Consider the following 24,340-nt stretch of genomic DNA (forward strand, 5'->3'; position numbering starts at 1 on the left):
TCTCTTTCATCATGTTCCACAAATCAAATGAGTTCCATACCATTACATTAAAATATACGGGTTCAAATCAATTGAAATTTGCAAGTTCCCTGAAGCCGTTTCCCGCTGATAATGATCAAGGATCGACTTTAATGTTCGCTTCAACTCAGGTTCCTTTTTGTATTTTATCAAACATTGGTACCGATATCTATTTTTGATTCGGGGAATCGGCGAGGCTACAGGACCTAGGATAGCTGCCTCTTTTGAAAGCCTCGATGCAATTAAGCGAGTAATTTTTTCTGTGACGGAAACAACCTTCATTAAGTCTTCATGACTAACTGTGACAAGAGAAAGATAATAGAACGGCGGATATTTATGAATTTTCCTAGCCATCATTTCTTGCTGATAAAAATGGTCATAATCCTGTCTACCAGCCAATTCCACACTATAATGTTCCGGCGTATACGTTTGGATGACAACTTCCCCTGGCAATTCATGACGCCCCGCCCTGCCACTTACTTGAGTTAAAAGCTGAAATGTTTTTTCTGATGAACGAAAATCTGGTAAATGAAGCATTGTATCCGCACTGAGAACACCGACTAAAGTGATATTTGGGAAGTCCAATCCTTTGGCAATCATTTGTGTTCCTAATAAAATATCGGCTTCCCCTTCTTCAAAGGCGTTTAATAATTTTTCATGTGCTCCCTTTCGCCCAGTTGTATCGACATCCATTCGGATCACTCGGGCTTCCGGAAGTAACTTCGTCAATTCTTCCTCCACTTTTTGCGTCCCCGTCCCAAAATAACGAATATGCTCACTCAAGCACTCCGGACAAGTAGTTGGAACACTTTCTTCATGACCACAATAATGACATTTCATTCGTTCTTGAAAACGATGATACGTTAAGGTTATTTCACAATATGGACAATTGGCTACATAGCCGCAATCTCTACACATTACAAACGATGAGTGACCTCGTTTATTAAGAAATAATACCGTTTGCTCTTTTTTTTGTAGTCGATCTTCGAGTTTTTCAAATAAAGCCCTTGAAAACATCGAGCGATTTCCCGAACGCAACTCTTCTCTCATATCAACGATTTCTACAGTTGGTAGTGGTTGCTCATTCATTCTCTGCGGAAGACTAAGCAGCGTATAAACCCCTTTTTGAGCTCGCGCAAAAGATTCAAGCGAAGGTGTGGCACTTCCCAAAACAACTGGACAATGGTAAGTCTCTGCCCGATGAATCGCAACATCCCTAGCATGATAACGGGGGTTTTCTTCTTGTTTATAACTCGTTTCATGCTCTTCATCAATAATGACGATTCCTAGATTCTCAAATGGAGCAAAAATGGCGGAGCGCGCACCAACAACTACTTTTACTTCTTTCCGTTGAATCTTTCTCCATTCATCATATTTCTCTCCTGCAGATAGTCCACTATGCATGACAGCAACTAAATTTCCAAACCGTTGTTTAAAACGTTTAACCATTTGCGGGGTGAGCGAAATTTCAGGGACAAGGACAATCGCTTCTTGCCCTTTATCTAGCACCTTTTGAATCGACTGTAGATAAATTTCCGTTTTTCCACTGCCAGTCACACCATAAAGCAAAAATACTTCATGTCGATTTTCTTCAATGGATGAGAGGACTGGAGCAATCGCTTTTTTTTGATGATCGGTTAAAGGAAGCGGTTCCTGATGTTTAAACTGGCTGAATTCATATGGGTCCCGATAAACCTCGATGAGCTGCTCATTTAAAACACCTTTTTTTACTAAAGTTTTCACCGACCCTTGAGACACCCCAACTTCTGATAACAAAGACTTTAGTTCTACAGAGCGTGGATTTTGGATGAAATACTCTAGCAGTACTTTCTGGCCTTTAGCCTGAACAGGAAGCCTGAGTATTTCCTCCATTAGTAAAGTTTGATTAAGTGCAGGAATAATATGTTTTACTTTCTTCTTACGAACTCGGTCTTTAACCTCATAGATGACATCTACCAATCCTCTATCCATTTCTTTTTTTAAAAGCTGGATAAGATTTTTATCAACAACCTCCTGCCATTTTGCTTCGTTCCTTGCTTGAAAGAGGGGACGTATCTCTTCTTGAAGTTCATTGATGTCGTCCCGATTAGTTAAGACCACTTTCTTTTCGTATTTTGCCTTCAATGCTGCTGGCAACATAACTTGATAAGCGGAAAGTTTAAAGCAAAGGGTAGTTTCGGTTAGCCAATCCCCTAGAGCGAGTAATTCTTGATTAAGCACTGGAGTTAAATCTAACGGTTCTGCTATTTCCTTAAGCTTCTTAACATTTGAGCTTGAATTAATTTCCGTAACAAATCCTGAGATATTTCGCGGACCAAAAGGAACGTTCACCCTCACTCCCGGTACAATCACCTTTTCTAACTGTTCTGGTATTAAATAATCAAAGGGCTTGTCTGTCTGTTTTGCTGGTACATCCACAATGACACGGGCTACCTTCATTCCATTTCTTCCTTATCTAATGCGTCTGCCACTTCTGAAAGCAAATGTTTAGCAACCTCACTCTTTGACATCATTGGCAAGTTGAGAATATCGCCATCTTTTTTAAAAATAGAGACAATATTTGTGTCAGAGCCAAACCCCGCGCCTTCTTTTTTCACATCGTTGGCGACAATCATATCTGCGTTTTTCTTTAGTAATTTGGAACGCGCATATTCATGAACATTGTCCGTCTCCGCGGCAAAACCAACTAATAACTGATGAGCCTTTCGTTGACCTAATTCAAACAAAATATCTTTTGTTCGCTCTAATTCCAGCATTTGACCGCCTTCTTGTTTCTTCACCTTATTATCATACGTAGTTTTTGGACGATAGTCAGCGACAGCAGCTGTCTTAATGACAACATCCGCCTCATTAAATGTATCAATCACTGCATGGAACATCTCTTCAGCACTCTCCACTTTAATGAGTTCGACATTAGGAGGGGACGACAAAGCGACTGGTCCGCTAACCAAGATTACTTTCGCTCCTAGTTTGCTTGCCTCCTCTGCAATGGCATATCCCATTTTCCCAGTTGAATGATTCGTTAAGAAGCGAACCGGATCGATTTTTTCTCTTGTCGGACCAGCAGTGACGACTAGTGTTTTCCCACTTAGTCTTTTGTTCGTAGGCTGAAAGTTTGCCGCTACCAGTTTGACAATCGTTTCAGGCTCTTCCAACCTTCCTTTCCCAACATACCCACAAGCTAAGTACCCTTCTCCTGGTTCAATAAAAGCATAGCCATCCTCTACAAGGGTTTGCATATTCCGTTTTACTGCAGGATGATCATACATATGTACATTCATTGCCGGCGCAATCCAAATGGGAGAGGTTACCGCTAATAAGGTGGTTGAAATCATATCATCAGCGATGCCATTCGCTAACTTGCCAATGATATTTGCTGTTGCCGGGGCAACAAGCACTAAATCGGCCCAATCTGCCAGATCAATATGAGCAACCACTTTCGGGTTCTTTTCATCAAATGTATCCGTATATACTTCATTCCTTGCTAAAGATTGAAAGGTTAATGGTGTAACAAATTTTGTAGCTGATTCACTTAAAATTACCTTTACCTCTGCTCCTGCTTGGTTTAGCTTACTAGTAAGCGCTGCCGCTTTATAAACAGCAATCCCACCTGTAACACATAACAAGATTTTTTTTCCGTTCAGCATTTAAATCCCCTCACTAACATGGTTAATCTAATTTTATTATGAGTGAACACGTCTGTTTTTTCACTAGTAACCTATATAAAAAAATTTTTTTACTATTATGAACTAAAAAAATAACAACCTAGAGTTAGGTTGTTACATCTTTTATTCATCCGTATAAGCACCTTGTGAAGCATTTGTCTTATAGTGAAGTGTGTCTGAATGAATTTCTTCAAGAGCCTTGCCGACATATTTATGGGAAACATATTTGTCAAGCAATGGATTTTCCTTAATTTGCATAACTCTTGCCCGTTTTGCTGCAACCGAAACAAGTGAGTATTTTGAATCAATTTTTGTTAATAACGAATCAATAGAAGGATAAAGCAAATCAATCAACCTCCAACATTTTTTTATAACGATATTGAACTCTTTCCCTGCGACAGTGTTCTGCAACAACGATGGACTTAATCCGCTCACATGCATGTTCCACTTGATCATTTTCAACCACATAATCGTAAAGAGACATCATGTAAATTTCTTCGCGAGCAGCTTTCATCCTGCTTTTTATTAAGTCCTCTGATTCTGTTCCACGCGTGACGATGCGATTTTCAAGTTCAGAAAGACTAGGTGGCGCAAGAAATATAAATAAACCTTCTGGAAACTTTTTACGAACTTGGGTAGCTCCTTGAACTTCGATCTCTAGAAAGACATCTTTGCCTTCATCTAATGTTTTGCGAACATAATCAATCGGTGTTCCGTAATAGTTCCCGACGTATTCAGCATATTCTAACAACTGGTCATTCTCAATCATTTCTTCAAATTCTTCTCTCTTTTTAAAGAAATAATCGACACCATCCACTTCTCCTTCTCTTGCTTTCCGCGTTGTCGCGGAAACAGAGTATTCAAAACCGGTATCCGGCTGAGAGAATATTTCTTTCCGAACCGTCCCTTTTCCAACTCCTGATGGTCCGGAAAGAACGATTAATAATCCTTTTTCCTGCATTTTATAAGATCCTACCCTTCATCGATTATATCATCACGGTCATTTAATCGAGCGGCTACAGTTTCTGGCTGGACCGCTGATAGAATAACATGGTCGCTATCCATTACAATAACAGCCCTAGTCCTTCTACCATAGGTTGCATCAATTAATGAACCTCGATCACGAGCATCTTGGATAATTCTTTTAATCGGTGCTGATTCAGGACTGACAATCGAAATAATTCGATTTGCCGACACAATATTACCAAACCCGATATTGATGAGCTTAATCCCCATATTGTTCCCCCAATTCTCTTATTTTGCCCGCGTAAAAGGCTTATTAAACACTATTCGATATTCTGGACTTGTTCTTTTATTTTTTCTAAATAGCTTTTCATTTCCACTACTTCCATGGCTATGTTTGAATCGTTCGCTTTTGAACCAATTGTATTAACTTCACGATTCATTTCCTGAACTAAAAAATCAAGTTTACGGCCAATCGGATCCGTTAATGAAAGGATTTCAAAAAATTGGTGAATATGGCTTTCCAACCTCGTTATCTCTTCATTAACATCGGCTTTATCAGCAAAAATCGCCACTTCCGTAAGGATTCGATAATCATCAATTTGGCCTTCAACGAATTCTGCCATTCTTTTAGTAAGCCGATCACGATACTGCTCAACTACGGTTGGAGCATGTTTCCGCAGCTCATTGAGCCGCGCTTTTAATTTATGAAGATGAGCTTTTATATCTTTTTCTAACGCAAGCCCTTCACGCTGCCTCATCTGCCAAACTTCATTTGCTGCTGCTGCTGCAGCCTCTAACACAAGCTTCTCAAGTTCGACATCTTCCAATGCTTGTTCTTCAATTTGGATAAGTTCCTCCCGGACAACTATATCTGGTATGGAAATTGCGCCGTCTAACTTATACCGGTTTTTTATTTCATTTATGTATTGTATGTATTGATCAAGAAGCTCCCAGTCAATATGAATACCACGATTGACAGTAGATTGCTCATCAAGTGTAACGTAAACCTCGACTCTACCTCTTTTGATATGTGTTGCTAAACTTTTCTTGACATTTGATTCGATTTTAAGAAGCTGGCTTGGCATACGAATATGAAACTCACAAAAGCGGTGATTCACGGTTTTCACTTCGACTGTTACTCCGTATCGATCTGATTCAAACCTACTTCGTCCAAAGCCAGTCATGCTTACGACCATCCAGAAACACATCCATTCTTAAAAGTCGGTTTCTTTTTATTATATTAAAAAATAAAGCAAAAAATAAAGGTAATAGAGAATGTACTCTATTACCTTACGGATTATATCATATTCTTCTTTGTTTTACCTGCTAAAAATGTTCCTGCAAGTAAAAATGTCGGTAAAGCTGACATTGCAATAATCAATAGCCAGTCCCTCGCAATAATTGGAACTGTATGGAAAATCGGTTGAAGCGGCGGATAATAAATCACAACAAGAACCATAACTAATGATATAATCACAGCCCAAACTAAATATTTATTTTCAAACGGATTTCTTGAGAAAATCGATTTTTCACTTCGACAGTCGAAGACGTGAATCAATTGGGCAAGAACTAACGTCGCAAAAGCAACCGTTTGTGCGTATGCCAATTCATCTGGGTTCCGATAATAAATGGTCATAAACGCAATCAATGTTGCCAAACCAATTAAGAAGCCGCGAGAAATGACTTTCCACCAAAGACCTCTAGCAAAAACTCCTTCCTTAGGATGTCGAGGTCCTCTTTTCATTACATCCTCTTCAGGTTGATCGAGCCCAAGAGCCATCGCAGGTAGGCCATCTGTGACCAGATTGACCCAAAGAATCATAATCGGGACAAGTGGCAATGGCATTCCTAATAACATTGCAAAAAGCATAACGAGGATTTCGCCGACATTTGAAGCGAGGAGATAACGAATAAACTTTCTAATATTTTCATATATATTTCTACCCTCTTTAATTGCCGTTTTAATGGTTGCAAAGTTATCATCGAGTAAGACGAGGGAAGAAGCCTCTTTCGCTACATCCGTTCCAGTGATTCCCATAGCAACGCCAATATCCGCTGCTTTAATCGCTGGGGCATCGTTGACCCCGTCACCAGTCATCGCTACAATATGCCCTCTATTTTGTAATGCTTTGACAATTTTTAATTTATGCTCAGGCGAAACACGTGCAAACACAGAAACTTCCTCAACAATATCTTCCAATTCTTCTATCGAAAGTGTCGAGATAGTTGGTCCATCCATTACTTTGCTTCCTTTCGTAAGGATACCAAGCTCAGTCGCAATTGCTTTCGCTGTAATCACATGATCCCCTGTGATCATGACGGTCTTAATCCCTGCATCTCTACACTCTTTTACAGCTGTTTTTACCTCTGGGCGCGGTGGATCAATCATTCCTTGAAGACCAATGAATGTTAAATCTTTCTCCGCTTCGTTTTCGTTCAAGAGAAGAGAATCATTCGTTAGTGGTTTATAGGCAATGGCGATCGTTCGCAATGCTTTTTCAGCAAGACCATCCACTGCATTCTGAACCCGCTTCCTTAAATCTGAAGACAAATGTTGCTGCCTGTCCTCCCAAAGAATCGAACGACTTAACCCAATGAGAACATCCGGCGCGCCTTTTGTAACAACAAATTGCCTCCCCGCTTTATCCTTAACGATAACACTCATCATTTTTCGTTGAGAATCGAAAGGAAATTCGTTAACGATTTCAAATTGCTGCCTAATACTTGATCGAGTTAAACCTGACTTCATTGCCGCAACAAGCAACGCCCCTTCTGTAGGGTCCCCATCGACGACAAACTCATTGTCCTTTTCAATTAATTCTGCATGATTACAAAGCATCCCAAAGGTCAGGAGCTGTTGTAATGGTTTAATAGTTTGAGGTTTTTCTGCCCTTCCTTCTGAATAAAAATCCCCTTCAGGACGATAACCTACTCCATCGATTGTCCAAGTTTTCCCCCCACTCCATACGTGGGTAACAGTCATCTTATTTTGAGTCATTGTTCCTGTTTTATCAGAACAAATAACAGAGGCACAGCCTAATGTTTCTACAGCCGGAAGTTTTCGAACAATTGCCTTCTGTTTAATCATTCGTTGAACACCTAACGATAGGGCAACAGTTACAATCGCAGGTAATCCTTCAGGAATAGCTGCCACAGCAAGAGACACACCAGCTAGGAACATCGTGTAAATATCATGACCTTGAAGAATCCCTATGCCAACAACAAGAACGGTTAAGAATAAGGCAACGGTAATGAGGATCTTCCCTAATTGTTCAAGACGACGCTGAAGTGGAGTCTCCATCGATTCCGCACTTTGCAATAAACCTGCAATCTGCCCCATTGCTGTTTTCATCCCTGTTCCGACAACTACCCCTATCCCATTTCCTCTCGTAACAAGGGTCCCCATAAAGGCCATATTTTCCATATCCCCGATTGCGGGGTTTGGCGTATTTAGTGTATCCGTATATTTCTGTACAGGTATTGATTCTCCCGTTAGCGCAGACTCCTCAATTTCTAAACTTTTTGCATCAATTAATCGGACATCCGCTCCTACTCGGTCACCGCTTGAAAATTTAACAACATCCCCAGGTACCAATTCTTTTGAAGGGATTTTTCTCCATTCCCCATCCCTTAATGCCATTACTTGTGGAGCGGAAAATTCCTTTAATGCTTCGAGTGATTTCTCAGCTTTTCTTTCCTGAAAAAATCCGAGGAAGGCGTTAATGAATACAATTGCAATGATGGCAATTGCATCGACAACTTCGCCGAGTAAACCAGAAACTAGCGTAGCTGCCAGCAAAACTAAAACCATAAAATCCTTAAATTGGCTAAAAAAAATTAGTAATGCGGACGGCTTCTCCCCTTCTTCTAATGCATTAAGTCCGTGCATATTTAGCCGTTTCTTTACTTCCTTTTCGGCAAGCCCTTCTGTTGAATTCGTATTTAGAGCTTCAATGACTTCTTTCTCATTCATTTCATGGAACTTCATCGGGCCATCTCACTTCCCCTTTCAGCAACATTTCATATTTCATATGTGTGGTAAATACTCTAGTGAAAGCTTATTCAGCCCTGTCCAAAAAAATGCTAAGATGAGAGAAAGAAAAGTAAAAGCATCATCTCTAGCAGGCTTTTATAAAAATAATTATTGCAACTTATATGAAAAGGATGTTTTAACTATGTCATATGACGGAATATTTACTAGAGCAGTCACGAATGAACTTTCTACACGATTAACAACTGGGCGCATAACAAAGATTCATCAACCATTTAAAAATGAAATTCTTATCGTTGTAAGAGCAGGAAGAACTAATCATAAAGTGCTGTTATCCGCTCACCCGAATTATGCCCGGGTGCAGCTTACGAATGATCAATTCGAGAATCCAAATGAGCCTCCTATGTTCTGTATGCTGCTCCGTAAGCATTTAGAAGGATATATTATTGAGAATATTCACCAATCAGGACTGGATCGAATGATTATCTTTGAAGTAAAAGGAAGAAATGAAATTGGTGATCTTTCCTACAAGCAATTGATTGTCGAAATCATGGGGCGTCATAGCAATATCATTCTCGTCGATAAAGACAGAAATTTAATTCTTGATAGCATTAAACATGTTTCATTTGCAGTGAATACTCACCGTGCGATTCAACCTGGGCAAGAGTACATCATGCCTCCAGCTCAAAACAAAGCAAATCCTTTTGAAGCCGATGAACAGGAGTTTTTACGCCGATTGGATTTTAACCGTGGACAACTTGATAAACAGCTTGTTGAAACTTTTGCAGGAATTTCTCCAATTATTGCAAAGGAAATTGTCCATCGCGCTGGTCTTGCCAATCGAGCAACACTTCCAAAGGCCTTTTTAGAAATTGTTCTTACTTTAAAAACGCATGATTATCAACCGTCAATCATTACGGCAAAAGGCAAGGAGTATTTTTATTTATTACCACTTGAACACTTACAAGGAGAAATGAAGAAGTTTGAAACGACTGGTGAACTACTTGACCGTTATTACTTTGGTAAAGCTGAACGTGATCGAGTAAAACAACAAGCAAATGATTTAGAACGATTCATTATCAATGAAAAAGAAAAAAATGAAAAAAAGATTAAAAAACTAGAGCGCACCCTTTCCGAAGCAAAGGAAGCAGATAAATTTCAACTATATGGAGAATTATTGACTGCAAATCTCTATGCTCTGGAAAAAGGAATGAAACAAGCGGAGGTGTTAAATTATTATTCTGAGGACAACTCCACGATCACCATTTCATTAGATCCAAGAAAATCGCCATCGGAAAATGCACAAAAATATTATACAAAATATCAGAAAGCGAAAAATGCTGTAGCCATTATTGAAGAGCAGATTCAACATGCGAATGAAGAAGTCTCTTATTTTGACACCCTTCATCAACAAATTGAAACTGCTTCTCCAAAGGACATCCAGGAAATTAGGGAGGAACTTATTGAAGGAGGCTATATTCGCCACAAACAAAAACGAGGGAATAAAAAGGCACAACAAGCAAAAATTATTCTTGAACGTTACGTTTCTACAGATGGAACCGAAATTCTTGTCGGTAAAAACAACAAGCAAAATGACCATTTAACAAACAAGGCTGCAGCAAGAGATGACATCTGGTTGCATACGAAAGATATTCCTGGTTCACATGTCGTTATTCGCAGCAAAGAACCATCGGAAAAGACAATTTTGGAAGCTGCTGCGCTCGCAGCATACTTCAGTAAAGCCCGCGCATCGAGCTCAGTCCCAGTTGATTTTACAAAAGTTCGCCATGTAAAAAAACCTGCTGGGACTAAACCTGGATTCGTTATTTACGAACAACAGCAAACAATTTATGTTACGCCTGAGGAAGACCTTGTTCTTAGATTAAAAGAAAAAACCCGCTAATTGGCGGGTTTTTTCTTTTCCGGTGCGGCGTTTACCTAAACGGCGAACGACCTTTATATAATTCATTCATGTACTATCGATTTAATGCTGAAAATTTGCACGAAAATTACTTTTCGTTCACCATTCCCCATTCAGAAGGATTTTTCCGCCAATCAGCTAGTTTCTCAAGGTCAGACGTACTTATCTCATTTCGTTCCCGGGCCACTTCTGCTAGCGTTGTAAAATCTGTCAATGAGTACACATCCACATTAGCCTCTTTAAGCAACTCCTTGCCTTTTTCAAGCTCATAAGTGAAAATCGCCACTGTTCCAAGCACTTCACAACCTGCTTCCCGTAAAGCTTCTACCGCGTTAATCACACTTCCACCAGTAGAAATTAAATCCTCGACAACGACTACTTTTTGACCTGAGGTGACTTTTCCTTCAATCTGATTACCTTTTCCATGGCCTTTTGCCTTTGAACGAACATAACACATCGGTAAAGACATTCTTTCACTTACCCAAGCTGCATGTGGAATTCCAGCCGTAGCCGTTCCAGCAACAACTTCAACTTCAGGAAATTGTTCTTTAATAAGCTCTTGCAAACCTTGAGCAATCTTACTGCGAACTTCTGGATAAGAGAGGGTCAAGCGATTATCACAATAAATGGGGGATCGCAAACCAGATGACCAAGTAAATGGATCATTCGGTCTCAATGATACAGCTTCAATCTCTAATAGGCTGCCTGCAATCTCTTTTTTCATCGTAATACACCTTCCCATTCTTGTTTAATTGAAAGATAACTTTCCAGCGGATTTTCTGCTTTTGTAATCGGCCGTCCAACGACAATCGCTGAAACACCTTCTTCTCTAGCGAATGGCGGTGTAGCTACCCGCTTTTGGTCACCAACAAGCTCCCCTGCAGGGCGAATACCAGGGCAAACCGTTAAAAACTCTTCTCCGATCTGTGACTGAATCATTCTTGCTTCATGCGCTGAACAAACGACACCATCTAGTCCAGCTTGCTTCGTCAGCTCCGCATAATGAAGTACGGATTCTTGAAGAGAAAACTTAATTAATTGCTCAGATTGCATCTGCAATTCAGATGTACTCGTCAGCTGAGTCACTGCAATACAATACGGTCGCTTCGTTCCAGCGGAAACTCCAGCATTGAGGCCCTCAATTGCCGCTTCCATCATCTCACGTCCACCAGCAGCATGAACATTCACCATATCAACACCTAGCCTTGCTAAAGTTGACATTCCGCCTTTAACCGTATTTGGGATATCATGCAGCTTCAAATCTAAGAAAACATCATGCCCAGATTCCTTAATAAATTGAATAATTGACGGTCCCTCTGCATAAAACAGTTCCATTCCGACTTTTACAAAGAGTTTTTCCTCTTTAAATGGCCGCAAGAAATCAACAACTTGCCGTTTGTCTGGAAAATCAAGCGCGATGATAAGCGTGTTGTTCAAGTTTCTTCCAGCTCCTTCCTGTACATTCCGATATATGATTAAACCCTAATTTGTCTAAGAGCGCTGGAAGCTCATCGATGATCGTCGGACAAACAAACGGGTCGACAAAATTTTGGGTACCAACTGCAACTGCACTTGCTCCTGCATAGAAGAATTCAATCACATCTTCAGCCGATTGAATTCCTCCCATTCCAATAATTGGTATGTTCACTTCTTGACTTACTTGGTAAATCATCCGGAGAGCAACGGGTTTAACGGCTGCACCGGATAGTCCTCCTGTCCGGTTAGCAAGGACGGGTTTCGCTGTTTGAAGGTCTATTCTCATCCCAACTAACGTATTAATCATTGTTAAACCATCTGCTCCCCCATCTTCAACTGCTTTTGCAATTTCAACGATATCTGTAACATTCGGAGAAAGCTTAACGTAAACAGGTACTTCTGAAACAGCCTTCACTTTTTTCGTCAACTGCTTGGCCATCTCGGGAACCGTTCCAAAAGTAATGCCACCTGTTTTCACATTAGGACAAGAAATATTCAACTCTAACGCATGTACATTTGGAGCTTTTGAAATCCGCTCAGCCACTTGTACATAATCTTCCTCAGTTGAGCCAGCAACATTAGCAATGATTGGTACATCGAACTGCTCTAACCATGGCAGTTCCTCTGTAACTACCTTTTCAAGGCCAGGATTTTGTAAGCCAATCGCATTAAGCATCCCACCAGGTGTCTCCGCTACACGTGGCGTTGGATTACCGAATCGAGGTTCTGGAGTCGTTGCTTTCACCATCATCGACCCAAGTACATTTAAGTCGAATAATTTACTATATTCCCTCCCAAATCCAAAGCAACCTGACGCGGGCATTACTGGATTTTTCAACGATAAACCAGGTAATTTTACTGATAATGAACTCATAATGCCACCTCCCCAGCGCGGAATACCGGTCCGTCACTGCATACTTTTTTATATGCATAGCCTTCTGGGTCGTCTTTCACATGGCAAACACAGGCAAAACAAGCTCCAATCCCGCATCCCATTCGCTCTTCTAATGAGAGGTATACTTCAGGTGCAAATGAACCAGCCTCAAGAGCTTTTAACATCGGTGTCGGACCACATGAATAAAGAAGGTCACCGGATATATTTTTATTCATAAGAATGTCGGTAACAAATCCTCTTGTTCCGTAAGATCCATCTGCAGTGGCAATATACGTTTCACCTAATTCAGCAAACTTTGTTTCATAAAAGACCGCACTCTTACTTTGAAATCCAAGAATATTGATTACTTTTATTCCTTTATCCACTAGTTGTTTAGCAAGTTCATACAGCGGTGGAACCCCGATTCCGCCACCGACAAGAATTGCGGTTCCGCCTATTGGTGCTTGCTCCACAGGGAAACCATTTCCTAACGGGCCTAAAATGTCGACCAATTCTCCTGACTTTTTATCAGCAAGAAGGGAGGTCCCCCTCCCCTGCTTACGAAATATAATCGTGAAGGTCCGATCTGCTTTATTAATTGATGCAATTGAAATCGGGCGACGGAGCATTGGATCTAGTCCGTCTGATACTTTCACATGCACAAACTGACCTGGTTCATTCATGTCATCCACGATGTCAGCTTTTAAAGTAAGTTCATATATAGATTCAGCAATGCACTGATTACTGACTATTTCGCAATGCTCCTTTTTCATATTAGTACACCCTCTTTATGGGAAGTTGGATGAGTTAATGGCCCCGCTGAAAACGTCATTGATTCAAGCACTCTTAAAATCGCTTCGGCTGTATCAAGAGATGTTAAACATGGCACTCCATTTTCAACAGATTCACGACGAATTTTGAAACCATCTCGCTCTGGCTGTTTTCCTCTTGTTAATGTATTAACAACAAGTTGTGCCTTCCCACTACGAATTTGATCGAGTAAGTTTGGACCTTCAGATCCAATTTTACCAACCGTTTCAACTTTAATCCCTGCAGCTTCTAGGTGACTTGCTGTTCCACTTGTTGCAACAAGTTGATAACCGATATCTGCAAATCGTTTAGCAAGTGCTACCGCTTCTTTCTTATCCTTATCGGCAATTGTTAACAACACTGTGCCAAATTCCTCAAACTTCATTCCAGAGGCAATCATCGCTTTATATAATGCCTTTTCCAGTGTAGTATCTTTCCCCATTACTTCACCAGTTGATTTCATTTCAGGCCCAAGTGTAATATCGACTCTTCTTAATTTTTCAAACGAGAAGACAGGTGCTTTTACATAAACCCCTGGCTGTTCAGGAACAAGCCCTGATTCAAAGCCTTGTTCACGGAGAGACTGGCCTAAAATGACTTTTGTAGCAATTCTAGCCATCGGAACATGAGTAATTTTGCTTAAAAACGGTACTGTACGGCTTGAACGTGGGTTCACTTCTAATACAAATACTTCCTCATTTGCCACAACAAACTGGATATTAAGCAGTCCGATTATGTTCAAACCTTTTGCCAGCTTTTGTGTGTAATCAATTAATTTCTGTTTTACTTCATTTGTTAAGCTTTGCGGAGGATAAACGGCAATCGAATCCCCAGAGTGCACTCCTGCTCGCTCAATATGTTCCATTATTCCTGGAATGACTACCGTTTCTCCGTCAGAAATCGCATCCACTTCAATTTCTTTCCCTGTTAAATAACGGTCAACAAGAACTGGATGCTCTGGATTTACCTTCACAGCATTTTTCATATAGTGCAGAAGTTCTTCTTCTTTGTACACAATTTCCATCGCACGACCCCCGAGAACGTAAGAAGGACGAACAAGTACTGGGTAACCAATGTCTGTGGCAATGGCAACAGCTTCATCAACAGACATTGCTGTTTTCCCCAATGGTTGTGGAATCTCAAGCTTTATCATCGCACTTTCAAATTTATCACGATTTTCAGCTCGATCCACATCCTCTAATGATGTTCCGAGAATTTTTACACCTAAGTCAGAAAGACCGTCTGCAAGGTTAATTGCAGTCTGACCACCGAATTGGACAACAACTCCATTTGGCTGCTCAAGATCAACGATGTTCATTACATCTTCTACGGTTAATGGTTCAAAATAAAGTTTATCGGAAATACTGAAATCTGTTGAAACGGTTTCTGGGTTATTATTAATAATAATTGCTTCATACCCTGCTTCTTTAATTGCTTTTACACAGTGAACGGTCGCATAGTCAAACTCGACTCCTTGACCAATTCTGATTGGTCCCGAGCCAAGAACAACAACACTTTCTCTCTCCGTTTTAATCGATTCATTTTCCTCTTCATATGTGCTATAAAAATAAGGTGTTTTTGATTCAAATTCAGCCGCACATGTATCAACCATTTTAAACACAGGAATAATCCCATTGTCTTTTCTCCACTGATAGACTGCTTTTTCATTTGAATCCCATAACTTTTCCAGAGCTTTATCAGAAAAACCTAATTCCTTAGCCCTTCTACCAAAATCAACATTAAACGGAACCTTCTTTAATTGCTCTTCAAATTGGATTAATTTATTTAATTTGTGAAGAAAGAAAAGGTCAATTTGGCTCCACTCATTAATCGTTTCAATTGTTACTCCTCTTCTTAATGCCTCACTTATATAAAATAAACGCTCGTCTCCAGCTGTGCGTATTCTTTTTTCAATTAATTCGTTATCAAAAGTTTCACGATCTTTTAACTCAAAATGATAAATTCCAGCTTCTAAAGAACGAATCGCCTTAAGCAGTGATTCTTCAAACGTACGTCCGATTGCCATCACTTCTCCGGTTGCTTTCATCTGCGTACCGAGCTTCCGGTTTGCTGATTCAAACTTATCAAATGGCCAACGTGGAATCTTCGTAACGATATAATCAAGAGCTGGTTCAAAACATGCGTAAGAACTTCCTGTTACAGGATTGATCATCTCATCCAATGTTAGACCTACTGCTATTTTTGCAGCCAGTTTCGCAATTGGATAGCCAGTCGCTTTCGAAGCCAGTGCAGAAGAACGACTTACCCTTGGGTTTACTTCAATTACATAATAGTTAAAGCTATATGGATCTAAAGCCAGCTGCACATTACAGCCGCCTTCAATTTTGAGCGCACGAATTATCTTTAATGAGGCGTTACGTAACAGCTGATATTCACGGTCACTTAACGTCTGACTCGGAGCAACTACAATTGAATCACCTGTATGTATCCCAACAGGATCAAAGTTTTCCATATTACATACAACAATCGCGTTGTCATTGGCATCACGCATCACTTCATATTCAATTTCCTTAAATCCAGCAATACTCTTTTCAAGCAAGCACTGTCCAACAGGACTGTATTTTAATCCACTCGTAACAATCTCGATAAGTTCCTGCTCATTACTACAAATCCCCCCACCTGTTCCACCAAGAGTATAAGCGGGGCGAACGATGACAGGATAACCTATTCGTTCAACGAAACTCTTTGCCTCTTCAATCGTATGAATAATATCACTTTCAGGCACTGGCTGTCCTAATTCGTTCATTAAGTTTCGGAAAAGTTCACGATCTTCTGCTTTTTCAATCGCTTCAAGCTTCGTTCCGAGAATTTCAACGCCACATTCTTCTAAAATACCTGAGTTAGCAAGCTCTACAGCCATATTCAAACCAGTTTGACCACCTAAAGTCGGCAGCAGGGCATCAGGACGTTCTTTACGAATAATTCGACTGACAAACTCAAGTGTAATGGGCTCGATATAGACAACATCGGCAACTTCCGTATCTGTCATAATTGTTGCCGGGTTTGAGTTGATAAGAATCACCTTGTAACCTTCTTCTCTTAATGCGATACACGCCTGCGTTCCTGCATAATCAAACTCTGCTGCCTGACCGATGACAATTGGACCAGATCCGATGACTAAAATACTTTTGACGTCTTTACGCTTTGGCATATTTTGCACCCTCCTGTTTGGCTGATTGTACTAAATGTAAGTATTGGTCAAATAATTCATTTGAATCCTCTGGTCCCGGTGATGCCTCTGGATGAAATTGGACTGTAAATGCAGGTGCTGTTTTATGTTTAAGTCCTTCAATCGTTCCATCATTTAAGGCAACATGCGTTACTTCTAGTTCTGTTGCAGCAATTGAGTTTTCATCAACCGTATACCCATGATTTTGTGCTGTAAGTGCAACTTTTCCTGTTTTTAAATCTTTTACGGGGTGATTTGAACCGCGGTGACCAAACTTCATTTTTACTGAATCTGCTCCACATGCTAAAGCGAACAATTGATGACCAAGACAGATCCCGAACAAAGGTACTTTTCCAAGAACTCCTTTTATCATTTCGATGGCTTCTGGCACATTTTTTGGATCCCCAGGCCCATTTGATAGCATAATTCCATCTGGACTAAATGATAGTACTTCTTCTGCTGTCGAATCATATGGAACAACAATCACATCACAATTCCGATCGTTTAATTCTCGAAGAATTCCATGTTTCATTCCAAAGTCAACGAGGACAATTCGAGATCCTCGTCCTGGGCTTGGGTAGGCACTTTTTGTTGAAACTTGTTTCACTTGGTCTTTTCGGAGTTTTGTCGCTTGAAGAGTTTCAACAATAGCTGCTGGATTCTCGTCTATGCTGCAAATTATTCCTTTTAGCGTACCGTGCTGCCGAATGATTTTTGTTAATTTCCGTGTATCAACCCCGGAAATACCAGGTATATTTTTCATCTTCATATATTCATCAAGACTTAATTCATTTCTCCAGTTTGAAGGAAAATCAGCCACCTCTTTAACAACAAATGCAGCAAATGCTGGAGTAATCGCTTCAAAGTCATCTCTGTTAATTCCATAATTGCCTACAAGTGGATATGTGAGTGTAACAATTTGTCCGCAGTAAGATGGGTCAGATAAAATTTCTTGATAACCTGTCATTCCCGTATTAAAAACAACTTCACCAGTTACTGTTTTATCGCTTCCAAAAGCTTCACCAGTAAAAATCGTGCCATCCTCAAGAATTAATTGTCTTTTTTTCATGCTGTTACCTCTCCTTTACTCCAGACCACTTTGCCGGAGGCGATTGTCATAACCGGCCACCCTTTACATTTCCAGCCAGCGAATGGTGTGTTTTTCCCCTTTGATAAAAATTGTGCCGGGTCAATTTCTTCTTCGTGTTCTAAGTCAATTACGACAACATCGGCAACTTCTCCTTCGGTTAATTTTCCATATGGAAGGCCAAAGGCACTTGCAGGCTTTACAGTTAAGTAGTCAATTAATTGTTTTAAAGTTATCACACCTTTTTCCACCATTTCTGTATATAAAAGTGGAAATGCTGTCTCTAAGCCAACGATTCCGAACGGAGCAAGCTCGATTCCCTCAGCTTTTTCTTCGTTTGTATGAGGGGCATGGTCTGTCGCAATAAAATCAATCGTACCGTCAAGCAGTCCTTCGATTAGAGCTTCATGATCTTCTTTGCCTCGCAATGGGGGGTTCATCTTAAAGTTTGCATCATTTCCGACAATGTCTTCTTCATTTAGCAATAAGTGGTGCGGAGTGACTTCTGCCGTTACTTTAATTCCATTTCGTTTCGCATCACGGACAGTTCGTACAGATTCTTTCGTACTAATATGACAAACATGGTAATGACAATCTGCTGCTTCGGCAAGCAAGACATCGCGGGCAATATGGACAGATTCACATACAGAAGGAATACCATTTATCCCTAATTCTGCCGACTTCTTTCCTTCGTGTAGAGCCCCTTTATTAATGAGTGTATTGTCTTCACAATGAGCAACAACTGCCATATCAAGCTGTGCCGCCGTTTTCATTGCTTGCAGCATCATTCCCGCTTCTTGAATTCCGACACCATCATCAGTAAAAGCAAATGCTCCTGCTTCCTTCAACTCAGCAAAATTCGTTAGCTCTTTCCCGAGTTCTCGAACGGTAATTGACGCATAAGGAAGCACTCTTACAGCAGCTGTTTCATTGATTCTTGCTTGTATCTTTTCTAGTTGCTCCTTCGAATCTGGTACCGGTCTAGTATTTGGCATTGCTGCGACAGTTGTAAATCCCCCTCGAGCTGCAGCCATCGTTCCAGTGGCAATTGTTTCTTTCTTTTCCCCACCAGGTTCACGAAGATGAACATGAAGATCGACAAAACCAGGAGCAACCAACTTACCAGAAGCATCAATCGTCTCGTCAGCCGTTTGCTCTAAGTTCACTCCTAATTCACTGATTTTTCCATTTTCTATGAAAAGATCCATTTCTCTGAATTCTCCAGTTTTAGTAAGCAATCGGCCATTTTTGATTAGTAATGACATAATTATTACCCCCTTCGATGTTTTCAAGTGCTCTCTTTAACACAGCCATTCGTACAAAGACACCATTTTGCATTTGTTTGAAAATTCGTGAGCGTTTTGTCTCAACTAAACAATCAGCAATTTCAACTCCCCGATTCACTGGTGCAGGGTGCATAATGATACTGTCCCGTTTCATTCTTTTTTCTCTTTGAACGGTCAATCCATATGCTTGGTGATATTGATTAATCGTATTTGTACCACCATCTTCGTGGCGTTCATGTTGGATACGTAACAGCATAACAACATCTGATGTTTCAACAGCTTCATCAATTTGTTCGTAACGGCCATATTCCAATAAACTTTCATCAATCCAAACCTCTGGTCCAGAAAACACCACTTCTGCTCCTAACCTTTGCAATACATCCGCATTTGACCTGGCAACTCGACTATGACGAAGATCTCCGATAATTGCAACTTTCAACCCTTTAAAGTGTCCGAACTCATCTTTGATCGTAAATAAGTCTAGAAGCGACTGAGTGGGATGATTTCCACAACCATCTCCCGCATTAAGAATCGGGATATTAACCTTTCCAACTAATTCATTAAAATATTGATCTTGTTGATGGCGAATCACCACTGCATCAAGCCCGATAGACTCCAAAGTTCGAACAGTATCATATAGAGTTTCGCCCTTCTGGACACTTGATGTGCTCGTTTCAAAGGGGATCACATCTAGACCAAGCTTTCTTTCTGCCATATAAAAACTCGTTTTTGTGCGTGTGCTTGGTTCAAAGAATAAATTGGCTACAAATGTTTGTTTCTTGGGCTGCCAAAACTCTCCTTCTGAAAATTTCAACGCATCTTCCAAGATTTCATTAATTTCTACAATCGATAGCTCTGTAGTTGTTAACAAATGTTTCATTTTTAAAGCCCCCCTTGGTAAATTTGAGCCAGCATCATTTGTTCGGGTTAGGTGTAGTTCCAAAAAAATACCCTGACAAAGGTCAGGGTGTTCAAAAAACGTTAGCCTTGTAAAAGATTCTATCTTTTACGGTAAATCGGCTAACACATTCCCCACCCTTGCAAATCTCTCTGGACTTAATTAAAAGGTGTAATAAATTACTCTACTTCATTTCAAAATTCTCGTCACTTGTTTCTCTTCCAGGCAAAACAAGATTTAAGATGACTCCAATAATCGCTGCAAGTGCCATTCCTTCGATTGCAAATGCTTCTGTGATTTCTAAAGCTGCCCCACCGATACCGATAACCAATATAACAGATGAAATCACTAAGTTTCGGTTTTGGCTAAAATCAATGTTATGTTCAACCAACATACGCATACCACTTGATGCAATAATTCCGAATAAAAGGATGGAAATTCCGCCAAGTACAGCTGTTGGAATGGTCTGAATTAGCGCCATCGCCTTTCCTATAAAAGAGAAGAGGATGGCGATCACTGCTGCCCCTAAGATGACGTATACAGAGTATACTCGTGTAATGGCTAACACCCCAATGTTTTCACCGTAAGTTGTTTTCGGGGGTCCCCCAAAGAAGGCACTGACAAATGTCCCTAAACCGTCAGCAACAATTGAGCGGTGTAAACCTGGGTCTTTAATATAATTTCGGTTAACAATTTTCCCTAATACTAGTTGGTGACCAATATGTTCAGAAATCGTTACAAGAACGATCGGTACCATTGCAAGTAGGATAGTCGACGTAACCTTAAACTCATAATGTATTCCTGGGAATAAAAACTCCGGCATCGCAAACCATTCGGCTTCTTTAACTGCTGTAAAATCAACGATTCCGATAAAACTTGAGTATACATATCCAATAATCAATCCTAAAAGGACTGGCATCGCACTTAAAATATTTTTAAAATAAACCGTGAAAATAATTGCTGAGAATAGCGTGACCATTGCAGCAGAGAAATGCAGGAAGCTATATTCACCATTCACATTCATTGCCATATCTACAGCCGTACCTGCTAAAGCTAACCCGATAACCATTATGACTGGAGCTACAACAATTGGCGGCAAAAGGCGCATAAGCCATTTATAGCCTGCCTTCCAAATAATAAGCGAGACAACTCCGTATGTGATCCCTACTGCGAACGCTCCAATCATCGCATTGCCTGGATTCTCACCGCCATTTGAAGCAATCAAAATCGGTGCAATAAAGGCAAAGGAAGATCCTAAATAGGCTGGCACTTTAAATTGTGTAATTAAGAGAAAAAGGAGTGTTGCGATTCCACTCGTTAGTAAAGCAATTGAAGGACTTAGCCCTACTAACTTAGGTACTAATATCGTAGCGCCAAACATGGCAAACATATGTTGAAAGCTTAATGTGACCCATTGTGGGATGGTTGGTTTATCTTTAATATCTAATACTGGGTTCGTCATTGATGTAGCATCTCCTTTTTGCACTAACAATTACGTGGTAAAAAAACCCTCTTTTGAATAACTTCAAAGAGGGCAAAGGAAATTAACATGTAACTTTTTCCTTTGAAGCCTCTCTGGGCTTTCTTTAAAGGTCATTCTATTTCATAAATGCTTACTTGATCATTTTCGTCTACTTCTGTTAACTCGACAACAATCTTTTCTGAACTTGAAGTGGGTATATTTTTCCCAACATAATCAGCACGAACGGGTAGTTCACGATGCCCTCTATCAACTAATACTGCTAACTGAACTGAGGAAGGTCTACCGATGTCTACAAGAGCATCTAATGCAGCCCTAACTGTTCTTCCTGTATATAGAACATCGTCCACTAAAATTACTTTTTGATCGGTAATATCATATGGAATATCGGAACCCTTTACTAATGGTTCTTGGTTAGCTGTTTTTTTCGTTAAATCATCACGGTAAAGCGTGATATCAAGTTCACCTACTGCTATTTGTTTCCCTTCTATTTGTTGTATGCGATCGGCTAGGCGGCTCGCTAAGTAGATCCCCCTTGTACGAATTCCGACTAGGATACAACCTTCAATCCCTTTATTTTTTTCAATAATCTCATGTGCGATTCTTGTTAAAGCTCTGCGAATTGCTTGTTCATCAAGAACAACTGCTTTTTGTGACAATTCATTACACCCTTTCATCATTATTAGAAACGGCTTAAGGCGAAAAAACCCTCTCACCTTAAGGCGAGAGGGTAGACGAATACCATAAAAATGCAAGCGGGCGCTTATTCTTCACCCTGCTTATGATCCGTTTCCTTCTCAGCCTCTCTGGACTGTTTTTAAAGGACTTATTTAACTATAATTATCTTAATTCATAAAGTAGAATTTTGTCAACAATTATATTCGTAGCTGTGTTAATAAGTCCTCAAAATAAGCTGGCAGCGGAGCCTCAAATTCAAGGTACTGCCCTGTACGTGGGTGTTCAAACCCTAATACCCCTGCATGGAGAGCTTGGCCATCAATCGAAAGTGTCTTCCTAGGGCCATATTTAGGATCACCAGCCAATGGAAAACCTATATATTTCATATGGACACGTATTTGATGCGTTCTCCCGGTCTCAAGTTTGCATTCTACAAATGTAAACTCACGAAATCTCTCTAACACATTAAAATGTGTAACAGCATGTTTTCCATCATCAACAATAGCCATGCTTTGGCGATCTTTTTGATCACGACCTAGAGGTGCATTAATCGTTCCATAATCGTGCGGAATCACCCCATGAACAACTGCTTTATACTTGCGGTTAACTGTTTTAGCTACGAGTTGATTTACTAACCTTTCATGTGCCAAATCATTTTTTGCCACCATCAACAGTCCAGACGTATCCTTATCGATTCGATGAACAATCCCAGGTCGTAGCACCCCATTTATTCCTGATAAATCTTTACAATGGGCCATTAACCCATTAACGAGCGTTCCTGTTGTATGTCCTGGTGCGGGATGCACGACCATTCCTTTTGGCTTATTAACAACTAAAACATCCGCATCTTCATAATAAATATCGAGATCCATTTCTTCTGGGATTACATTAAGTTCCTCTGGGTCAGGGATAACGATTTCAATCACATCATTAAAAAAGCATTTATAATTGGTTTTTACTTCCTTTCCGTTGACAAGTACATGCCCTTCTTTTATCCATTGCTGTACTTGACTACGTGACCACTCTTGATCCATAGCAGCTACTGCTTTATCGATTCTTTCTCCTACGGAATTTTCATCGATTGTTTTTTCGATTTTGTTCATAAGCTGTTCTTTTCGCCTCTCTCTCTTCTTTCAGCATCTGTATCATCAATAAGCCCACACCAATAACAAGCGCGGAATCAGCGACATTAAAAATCGGGAAATTATATGAAAAAATATACGTATCGACAAAATCAACCACCTCTTTGCGGAACAGCCGATCAATAAAATTCCCGATAGCACCTCCAAGCATAAACGCAAGGGAAACACCGAGAAGCATCTTTCCTTTCGCTTCTTTTTGCATGTAATAAATTAACGCAATAACCACAACAATCGTGATGATATAAAAAAACCACATTTGCCCCTGTAAAATCCCCCATGCTGCACCTCGGTTGCGATGGGATGTAATGTACAGGAAATTTTCAATGACTTGAATGCTCTCGCCTAGCTCCATAAACTTAACAATAATCCATTTCGTTACCTGATCAAGAAAAATAATGACTGCTGCAATTATGTAATAAAACACAAAAGTAACCTCCAAAGGGATTCAAATCGTTACTTTTGAATTTTAGCATAATGAATCATAAAGCGGAAGCGTCTTGTTTAGCGCTTCCGTTTTATGAGTATAGTGGTTTCCGTAGATAGGTCTCCATCATCTTTATATCCTTTTCACTTCGGGCAATCGGAATGATCCCAAGTAGACCATCCGGGAGAAGTTCACCTGACATCTCACATTTACCAAAATCTCCTGCTTCCATCTTTTCTAAAGCCACTTCCACATCATTTAGCTCCGCTTTAATATAAAGAAGGATTGGACAATCTTTATCTGCTTTCTCTAAACGATTCAGCAATTCTTCTTTTGTTCGACGGAGCTCTTCATAAATAAAATGATATCGTTTCATATATCAGCGCCTCCGTTCTTGTTTAAACGTATTATTGCCCGTTTAGAGACAAACACTC

General features: G+C 40.2%; 21 protein-coding genes. 1 reads left to right on the plus strand and 20 read right to left on the minus strand.

All coding sequences use genetic code 11. From position 1 onward, the window contains the following. Positions 1 to 42: 42 nt before the first annotated feature. From priA to GNT69_RS17195, 7 genes are all read right to left on the minus strand, one after another. The gene (gene priA, locus GNT69_RS17165; protein ID WP_203556201.1) at positions 43 to 2,457 is read right to left on the minus strand and encodes a primosomal protein N'; all 2,415 of its coding nucleotides are present in this window, start codon (positions 2,455 to 2,457) and stop codon (positions 43 to 45) included. Continuing rightward, entirely contained in the window at positions 2,454 to 3,665 is a 1,212-nt protein-coding gene (gene coaBC, locus GNT69_RS17170; RefSeq protein WP_203556202.1) for a bifunctional phosphopantothenoylcysteine decarboxylase/phosphopantothenate--cysteine ligase CoaBC, read from the minus strand. Before coaBC ends, priA begins: the two co-directional genes overlap by 4 nt. Positions 3,666 to 3,806: 141 nt before the next feature. Further along, positions 3,807 to 4,028, minus strand: a complete 222-nt coding sequence (rpoZ, locus tag GNT69_RS17175) for a DNA-directed RNA polymerase subunit omega (protein ID WP_203556203.1) — start codon at positions 4,026 to 4,028, stop codon at positions 3,807 to 3,809. 1 nt (position 4,029) lies between these two features. Further along, the gene (gene gmk / locus GNT69_RS17180) at positions 4,030 to 4,644 is read right to left on the minus strand and encodes a guanylate kinase (RefSeq protein WP_203556204.1); all 615 of its coding nucleotides are present in this window, start codon (positions 4,642 to 4,644) and stop codon (positions 4,030 to 4,032) included. A gap of 11 nt (positions 4,645 to 4,655) precedes the next feature. Further along, a complete protein-coding gene (gene remA, locus GNT69_RS17185; protein ID WP_203556205.1) occupies positions 4,656 to 4,919 on the minus strand; it encodes an extracellular matrix/biofilm regulator RemA in 264 nt (87 codons plus the stop codon). A 50-nt stretch (positions 4,920 to 4,969) separates the two neighbouring features. Continuing rightward, on the minus strand, positions 4,970 to 5,845 hold the full coding sequence (locus GNT69_RS17190) for a YicC/YloC family endoribonuclease (protein ID WP_203556206.1): 876 nt from the start codon (positions 5,843 to 5,845) through the stop codon (positions 4,970 to 4,972). Between the two features lie 101 nt (positions 5,846 to 5,946). Continuing rightward, positions 5,947 to 8,637 carry a calcium-translocating P-type ATPase, SERCA-type gene (locus GNT69_RS17195; protein WP_203556207.1) on the minus strand — a complete coding sequence of 897 codons (2,691 nt, stop codon included), beginning with the start codon at positions 8,635 to 8,637 and terminating at the stop codon, positions 5,947 to 5,949. A 187-nt stretch (positions 8,638 to 8,824) separates the two neighbouring features. Between GNT69_RS17195 and GNT69_RS17200 the strand changes: the two genes are divergently transcribed. Next, entirely contained in the window at positions 8,825 to 10,543 is a 1,719-nt protein-coding gene (locus GNT69_RS17200; protein ID WP_203556208.1) for an Rqc2 family fibronectin-binding protein, read from the plus strand. A gap of 106 nt (positions 10,544 to 10,649) precedes the next feature. Here the strand turns inward: GNT69_RS17200 and pyrE are convergent, their stop codons facing one another. The 13 genes from pyrE to GNT69_RS17265 all read right to left on the minus strand — a co-directional run bounded on the left by pyrE (position 10,650) and on the right by GNT69_RS17265 (position 24,282). Next, positions 10,650 to 11,285 (minus strand): orotate phosphoribosyltransferase, encoded by a 636-nt coding sequence (gene pyrE / locus GNT69_RS17205; RefSeq protein ID WP_203556209.1) that lies wholly within the window; start codon positions 11,283 to 11,285, stop codon positions 10,650 to 10,652. Next, positions 11,282 to 11,998, minus strand: coding sequence for an orotidine-5'-phosphate decarboxylase (gene pyrF / locus GNT69_RS17210; RefSeq protein WP_203556210.1), 717 nt, complete (start codon positions 11,996 to 11,998; stop codon positions 11,282 to 11,284). Before pyrF ends, pyrE begins: the two co-directional genes overlap by 4 nt. Then, positions 11,970 to 12,911, minus strand: coding sequence for a dihydroorotate dehydrogenase (locus GNT69_RS17215; RefSeq protein ID WP_203556211.1), 942 nt, complete (start codon positions 12,909 to 12,911; stop codon positions 11,970 to 11,972). The genes pyrF and GNT69_RS17215 overlap by 29 nt, the downstream gene beginning before the upstream one ends. Then, complete coding sequence (locus GNT69_RS17220) at positions 12,908 to 13,684, minus strand: dihydroorotate dehydrogenase electron transfer subunit (RefSeq protein ID WP_203556212.1); 777 nt, start codon at positions 13,682 to 13,684, stop codon at positions 12,908 to 12,910. The genes GNT69_RS17215 and GNT69_RS17220 overlap by 4 nt, the downstream gene beginning before the upstream one ends. Then, on the minus strand, positions 13,681 to 16,893 hold the full coding sequence (carB, locus tag GNT69_RS17225) for a carbamoyl-phosphate synthase large subunit (RefSeq protein WP_203556213.1): 3,213 nt from the start codon (positions 16,891 to 16,893) through the stop codon (positions 13,681 to 13,683). The genes GNT69_RS17220 and carB overlap by 4 nt, the downstream gene beginning before the upstream one ends. Then, positions 16,880 to 17,980, minus strand: coding sequence for a carbamoyl phosphate synthase small subunit (locus tag GNT69_RS17230; RefSeq protein ID WP_203556214.1), 1,101 nt, complete (start codon positions 17,978 to 17,980; stop codon positions 16,880 to 16,882). The genes carB and GNT69_RS17230 overlap by 14 nt, the downstream gene beginning before the upstream one ends. Then, complete coding sequence (locus GNT69_RS17235; RefSeq protein ID WP_203556215.1) at positions 17,977 to 19,263, minus strand: dihydroorotase; 1,287 nt, start codon at positions 19,261 to 19,263, stop codon at positions 17,977 to 17,979. The genes GNT69_RS17230 and GNT69_RS17235 overlap by 4 nt, the downstream gene beginning before the upstream one ends. Beyond that, positions 19,226 to 20,164 (minus strand): aspartate carbamoyltransferase catalytic subunit, encoded by a 939-nt coding sequence (locus GNT69_RS17240; protein ID WP_203556216.1) that lies wholly within the window; start codon positions 20,162 to 20,164, stop codon positions 19,226 to 19,228. The genes GNT69_RS17235 and GNT69_RS17240 overlap by 38 nt, the downstream gene beginning before the upstream one ends. Before the next feature lie 202 nt (positions 20,165 to 20,366). Continuing rightward, positions 20,367 to 21,644, minus strand: a complete 1,278-nt coding sequence (locus tag GNT69_RS17245; protein ID WP_203556217.1) for a uracil-xanthine permease family protein — start codon at positions 21,642 to 21,644, stop codon at positions 20,367 to 20,369. A 131-nt stretch (positions 21,645 to 21,775) separates the two neighbouring features. Continuing rightward, positions 21,776 to 22,321: a bifunctional pyr operon transcriptional regulator/uracil phosphoribosyltransferase PyrR gene (gene pyrR, locus GNT69_RS17250; RefSeq protein ID WP_203556218.1), complete on the minus strand. Its 546-nt coding sequence runs from the start codon at positions 22,319 to 22,321 to the stop codon at positions 21,776 to 21,778. A gap of 216 nt (positions 22,322 to 22,537) precedes the next feature. Then, complete coding sequence (locus tag GNT69_RS17255; protein WP_203556219.1) at positions 22,538 to 23,443, minus strand: RluA family pseudouridine synthase; 906 nt, start codon at positions 23,441 to 23,443, stop codon at positions 22,538 to 22,540. Next, the gene (gene lspA / locus GNT69_RS17260) at positions 23,415 to 23,906 is read right to left on the minus strand and encodes a signal peptidase II (protein WP_203556220.1); all 492 of its coding nucleotides are present in this window, start codon (positions 23,904 to 23,906) and stop codon (positions 23,415 to 23,417) included. Before lspA ends, GNT69_RS17255 begins: the two co-directional genes overlap by 29 nt. A 91-nt stretch (positions 23,907 to 23,997) precedes the next feature. After that, positions 23,998 to 24,282, minus strand: a complete 285-nt coding sequence (locus GNT69_RS17265; protein ID WP_203556221.1) for a hypothetical protein — start codon at positions 24,280 to 24,282, stop codon at positions 23,998 to 24,000. Positions 24,283 to 24,340 lie beyond the last annotated feature (58 nt).

Origin of the sequence: Bacillus sp. B15-48, assembly GCF_016879755.1 — a bacterium.
Classification (GTDB): domain Bacteria; phylum Bacillota; class Bacilli; order Bacillales; family Cytobacillaceae; genus Mesobacillus_B.